Consider the following 6,097-nt stretch of genomic DNA (forward strand, 5'->3'; position numbering starts at 1 on the left):
TGTCGGTTGGGGCGATGGAGGGAATGATGCGGCTAGGTAGATCTAGATTCGGCCTTGTGTCCATGGTTTTGGGCGCTGTACTGTTTTTGGAGGTTTCCCTGCGAGGTTATGGGTTTGGTAAGCCGTTGTTGTATGAGGTGGCAGCCTATGGCTATAGAGTGAAGCCAAATCAGGACCTAAGAAGATTTGGTAACCATCTCTATTACAACGAGCTTGGAATGCGGTCCGGTCCGATCAAACGGGGGGCTGATTCGGTTCATTTGCGGGTGCTTTGCCTGGGCGACTCGATCACCTTCGGTGGGGTGCAGACAGACCAAACGCGAACGTATCCCGAGTTGTTGAAATCCAAGTTGGGGCCTGAGCGCTATGAGGTGTTGAATGTTTCTGCCGGGGGGTGGGCCCCCGAGAACGAATGGGGATGGTTGCGCCAAAACGGCTTGTTCGGGAGCAAGTTGCTGCTGCTCGAGATCGGCACCAACGATTTGATGCAGCCGATGTCGAGTGGCGATGTGGTTGATGAGCATCCGTCCTTCCCCGGTCACAACCCGCCTTTGGCTACGGGGGAGCTCATCTACCGCTACCTGTTGCCTCGGCTGGGCCTGCTCGAGACGGTAGACCCGGGGGCTCAGGTCGGGGCGGGCACGCCCGTGCAGGTGCTGGCCAATCTGAACACGGTGCGAGACATCGTCAACTTTGCGCGCGCGAATGGGGCAGAGGTGGCCCTGTTGCGTATCGAGGAGCCGGCCTTCATGAAGGATGCCGCCGCTTTTGCTTCAGCCAGCCGGCAACTCGATGAGTTGGCGGCAGCTATGCACGTGCAAGTGATCAAGCCTGACGCAGCACTAAAGAAGGCCGGCTACGCAAACGTGTTTCGCGGCGACATGGTCCATCCCAATGCGGCGGGTAATGAGGTGATTGCCGACGTGGTTGGCGATGCCCTCAAGGCAGTGTTGCCAGGGCGGTAAATGGGGTGGCTCGGCACGGTTGGTGGCGAGCCACACTCGATACCTTAGTTGGCTGACGCGCGGATGCCCCCGCTCTGGTCTGCTTTAACGCGGTAGATACGCACATCGGTCGCGCCACCAGGTGCTGCCGTGGCGGCGCTGTCCCATTGCAAAGATCTCAATTGACCCAGCATGGTGGTCAGGAAGCTACTGTCGCCAGTGCCTTGATCCGGGGCCGAAGTCGCGACGCCCGAGCCGTCTGCCGACTTGGATGTGTTGAGCCCCACATTGCCGCCCGAAGCCGTGCGCCGGTAGTAGCCGGCCTTGTTGGCCGCCACCCCCAAAAACAGGCCGTTGGTGGCACTGCTTTCAGCGCCAATTTGGATGCCCGCACCTGAAGGAACACCACTCAAATTGAAGTCTGTTGCCATGAATGTAGCCTTGCCCGCAAAGCGGTCCAGCAGGATGGCCGGATCGTTGGGATACAACGCCCCCGCATGTGAAGCCGGCGCGAGATGGCCGCCCACGAAGGTGAAGGTACCTGAGGTCAGACGGTAGAGATGTGTCTCGGTGCCTTCGTACCAGGTGTCGGCAAGGAGCGCGCTGGAATTTTCGCCGGACGTGACGGGGCCGATGCCTCCTGTGCCCATCGCCACGAAGCTTTGCACGTTAGACAGCTGCATGCTCGATACGCCGGGGTTGGCTTGCAGTTGCAGTTGGGTTTGCGTGAGGTTGCTGGCATTGAGCGGGCCGGTGGAGCTGCCCTCAATCAATATGCGTCCGCCGGCCTGGTTGGCGGTTGGCATGTTGATGGCGGTCGCGGCAGTGCTGCCGGCGCCGCCCCACATTTGAAGATCCCGAACTGTGGCGTAGCTAGGCCCTTGGAGCTGAATCATCGAGCCGTTGGCGGCACCCGTCCAGACCAGGATGGTGGTGAGCGTGTCGCCCGCGAGTTGAATGCGGCTTTTGGCCGGGATGACCAGCGATGTCGATAGCCGGTAGGTGCCCGGGGGGAGGTGCACGATGGGGTTGGTCGCTCCACTGGCAACGGCAGAATTGATCGCTGCCTGGATCTGTGCCGCATTGGCGCCCGGGGCGACTTCAAAGACTTGCCGGCCGAGTCGCTGTGGGGTGCTCGGCAGAGTGGGCAAGGCTGCGTTGATCAAGCTGCGACTGCCGATGGTGTCGCCAATCGTGATCACTCGGTCAGACGAGTCCACCGTCTGGATGGGGCTGGCAACTGTGTAGGTGTTGCCGATCGATACGACGTCGCGGCCGGGGGCGGCATCGTTCATGACCACTGCCGGCGTGGTGGACCCTGCTGCACTGCGAATTTGGTTGTCGATGAGCAACAAGGGGCCCAGGTTGCCGCTGACGATGGCCGCAGGGTCGGTGGTGTCGATGATGCGGTTGCCCTTGATCACGACGGGCGCGGCATTCAGGCCCACTTGTTCGCCCACAAAGAACCGCCTCGAGCCGACCGACACGTTGTGGTACATCGAGAACCAGCCGGTGTTATGGATATTTACGTCAGCCACCGTGGAGCGTTCGAAGAGGCTGCGGTAAACATGAAACCCGCCGCTGCCGCGTACGACACCGCTGTCGTCAACGCCATAGGTATTCGACACGCCACGGGCGCAATCGACGAAGTGCGAATCCCAGACCCACCAGTTGACGGCGTTCCAGCTGCCGGTGTCGAGACCGGCGACCTTGTTGCGCAAGAAAGTGACGCGGCGAACCTGCCCTTCCGAATTCATCTGGCCGTAGTTGGTGCCGGTGCGGCCGGCCATGATGCCGATGTCCATGTCTTGAAAGACTTCGTCGACATCTTCCGAGCTGCCGTCAAACATGGCGCCGCCGCTAGCGTTCCACCAATGTGCGATGCCGATGCCTGCCGTGCCTTTGCCGTCCCAGGTGATGCGGGCGTAGCGAACGTTGTACCCGCCGTCTTGCAGCAACATCGCTGCGCCTGAGGAGCCCGCCCAGGCTATTTTTGTGTTGCTGGGCGCGTCACCGACGATGCCGACGCCCCAGAAGCCCGAGCCGAACGAATTGCCGTTCAGGCGGAGTGTTGCCGTGATCTTGTATGTGCCGGGCGGCAAATACAGCGTGGATGGCTTGCCAGGCTGGCCGAGATCATTGAGCGCCGCCTGCAGCGCGGCGGTGTCGTCGGCCACGCCATCGCCCACGGCGCCGTAGTCGCGCTTGGCGTTGGCCCAGCTGGGGAAGGGGCCGATGACTTCGAGGTCGTCCATGGCGACGGCGAAGCGGGCGGCGGTGGCGGCGCTGACCTGCACGCCAGTGGCGGACAGCGTCACGCTTTGAGTGGCATTGGTGGTTGCGCTGCCGGTGGTGCTCAAGCCGCCTGAGGCGCCGCCGCACCCGGTGAGAACGACCAAGCTGAGCAGGGCTGAGAATGCAGCGGTCGATTTGAACGAACGAAGTGCAAACAAAACCAACATTGGATTCCTGCGAAGGCTGATCAAGAGCCAGAGTCGGGCTGTGGCGTTGCGGCAAATTTCACGAAAAACTCGCAAATACTGGTCAAACTTCATCGGTATTCATCAAACGCTGCATTTCGCTGCCATTGCGCGAACAACAAGTGTTCTGTTGTTTGGTCGAGCGTTTGAATGGTGCGCGCGATTTTGGCGGCAGCGATAGGAACATCCGCACAGGTCAAGCCAGCGTTTCGTGTAGTTACCGAGCCGCGCTTGCGTTACGGGGCTGCTTGACGGTTCGCGGCGAGGGCAACCGTTGTGCGGGGCGTGCATCGAATAAACTCGTCCCCCCTCGACTCGGGCGCAGGATGTCACCGCCGTCAATGGGTTCTTCGAGGACCCCGAGCTCTTCAATTGCAAGGTTGCTTCATGAAAATCACAGTTGTCGGTACCGGATACGTTGGCTTGGTGACAGGCGCCTGCCTGGCCGAGATGGGCAACGATGTGTTGTGCCTGGACGTGGATCCGAACAAGATCCGCATCCTCAACGAGGGGGGCATCCCGATCCACGAGCCGGGGCTGGACTTGGTGGTGGCGCGCAATGTGCAGGCCGGGCGTCTGGCGTTCACGACCGACATCGAGCGCGCCGTGGCGCATGGCACCGTGCAGTTCATCGCCGTGGGCACACCGCCCGACGAAGACGGTTCGGCCGATTTGCAATACGTGGTGGCGGCGGCGCGCAACATCGGGCGCCTGATGACCGACTACAAGGTGGTGGTCGACAAGAGCACGGTGCCGGTGGGCACGGCCGACAAGGTGCGCGCGGCGATTGCCGACGAGCTGGCCAAGCGCGACTTCAAGGTGGACTTCGCGGTGGTGTCGAACCCCGAGTTCTTGAAAGAGGGCGCGGCGGTGGACGACTTCATGCGTCCGGACCGCATCATCATCGGCGCCGACGACGAGCAGGCGATTTTGCTGATGCGTGCGCTGTATGCGCCGTTCCAGCGCAATCACGAGAAGCTGCTGGTGATGGATGTGCGCAGCGCCGAGCTCACCAAGTACGCCGCCAATGCCATGCTGGCCACGCGCATTTCGTTCATGAACGAGCTGGCGCTGCTGGCCGAGAAGATGGGGGCGGACATCGAGCACGTGCGCCGCGGCATCGGCTCGGACCCGCGCATCGGCTACGACTTCTTGTACGCCGGCTGCGGCTACGGCGGCAGCTGCTTCCCGAAGGACGTGAAGGCGCTGATCAAGACCGCCGCGACCGTCGGGCAGGGCCTGAAGGTGCTGACGGCGGTTGAAGACGCCAACGACGCGCAGAAGCTGGTGCTGGTCGAGAAGATCGTGCAGCGCTATGGCGCCGATCTCACAGGCAAGCGCTTTGCGGTGTGGGGCCTGGCGTTCAAGCCCAACACCGACGACATGCGCGAGGCCACGAGCCGCGTGGTGCTGGCCGAGCTGTTCAAGCGCGGCGCCACCGTTACGGCCTACGACCCGGTGGCGATGGACGAGACGAAGCGCATCTTCGGCGACGAGCCGCGCCTGAGCTACGCCGCCAACCCGCCCGATGCCTTGAAGGGCGCCGACGCGCTGGTGATCGTGACGGAGTGGAAGGAATTCCGCAGCCCCGATTTCGCGCGCATCCGCGCCGATCTGAAAGACCCGGTGATCTTCGACGGGCGCAATCTGTATGAGCCCTCGGTGGTGGTTGCCGCCGGGATCGACTACCTGCCGATCGGCCGGGCCCAGATGACGCGGGCCTGACGCGCTCGGCCGGCGGGCCGGCGGCGCGGCGGGGGCCGGTATTCTTTGCTTTCGTTATTGAGTTGTTGATGAGTGGCATGAAGATATTGGTGACTGGCGTGGCCGGCTTCATTGGCATGGCCGTGGCGCGCGCGCTGCTGGATCGGGGCGACGAGGTGGTCGGCATCGACAACCTCAACGACTACTACAGCGTGCAGCTCAAGCACGACCGCTTGAAGACGTTGGCGGGGTGCCCGGGGTTTCGTTTTCAGCCGCTCGATATCGCCGATCAGCCTGCCTTGCACGAGCTGTTCGCCACCGAGGGGTTCGACCGCGTGGTGCACCTGGCGGCCCAGGCCGGGGTGCGCTACTCGCTGCAAAACCCGCATGCCTATGCGCAGTCCAACCTCGTGGGCTTCGTGAACGTGCTCGAAGGGTGCCGGCACCACGGCGTCGAGCACCTGGTGTACGCGAGCAGCTCCAGCGTGTATGGCGGCAACACCAAGATGCCGTTCGCCGAGAACGACCCGGTCGATCACCCGGTGAGCCTGTACGCGGCCACCAAGAAGGCCAATGAGCTGATGGCGCACACCTACAGCCATCTGTATGGCTTGCCCACCACGGGGCTGCGCTTCTTTACCGTCTACGGGCCGTGGGGCCGGCCGGACATGGCGCCGATTCTGTTTACCGAGGCCATTCTGGCGGGGCGCCCGATCAAGGTCTTCAACCACGGCAAGATGCGCCGCGACTTCACTTACGTGGACGACATCGTGCGCGGCGTGGTGGCCACGCTCGACCGCGCCCCCGAGGCCTCGCCGGGCCTGGATGCGCAGAACGACCCGTCGCGCTCGCATGCGCCGTATCGGGTGTTCAACATCGGCAACAGCGAACCGGTGGAGTTGCTGTATTTCATCGAGACGCTCGAAGGCGCGCTCGGCATCACGGCGCACAAGGAGTATCTGCCGATGC

At 62.7% G+C, this 6,097-nt stretch carries 4 protein-coding genes; 3 read left to right on the top strand and 1 reads right to left on the bottom strand.

What is annotated here, in order from left to right; genetic code table 11:
- The coding region (locus ACE3SS_RS14420) for an SGNH/GDSL hydrolase family protein (protein ID WP_374595125.1) at positions 1 to 965 on the top strand (965 nt) is incomplete at its 5' end.
- Between the two features lie 44 nt (positions 966 to 1,009).
- On the opposite strand, the gene ACE3SS_RS14425 is transcribed toward ACE3SS_RS14420, so the two are convergent.
- Complete coding sequence (locus tag ACE3SS_RS14425; protein WP_374595127.1) at positions 1,010 to 3,499, bottom strand: glycosyl hydrolase family 28-related protein; 2,490 nt, start codon at positions 3,497 to 3,499, stop codon at positions 1,010 to 1,012.
- Positions 3,500 to 3,811: 312 nt separating this feature from the next.
- Here ACE3SS_RS14425 and ACE3SS_RS14430 point away from each other — a divergent pair, with 312 nt between their 5' ends.
- The gene (locus ACE3SS_RS14430) at positions 3,812 to 5,149 is read left to right on the top strand and encodes a UDP-glucose/GDP-mannose dehydrogenase family protein (RefSeq protein WP_374595129.1); all 1,338 of its coding nucleotides are present in this window, start codon (positions 3,812 to 3,814) and stop codon (positions 5,147 to 5,149) included.
- A 77-nt stretch (positions 5,150 to 5,226) separates the two neighbouring features.
- The coding region (locus ACE3SS_RS14435) for an NAD-dependent epimerase (protein ID WP_374595131.1) at positions 5,227 to 6,097 on the top strand (871 nt) is incomplete at its 3' end.

The sequence above is a fragment of the Aquabacterium sp. genome (assembly GCF_041915145.1).
Classification (GTDB): Bacteria; Pseudomonadota; Gammaproteobacteria; order Burkholderiales; family Burkholderiaceae_C; genus Aquabacterium.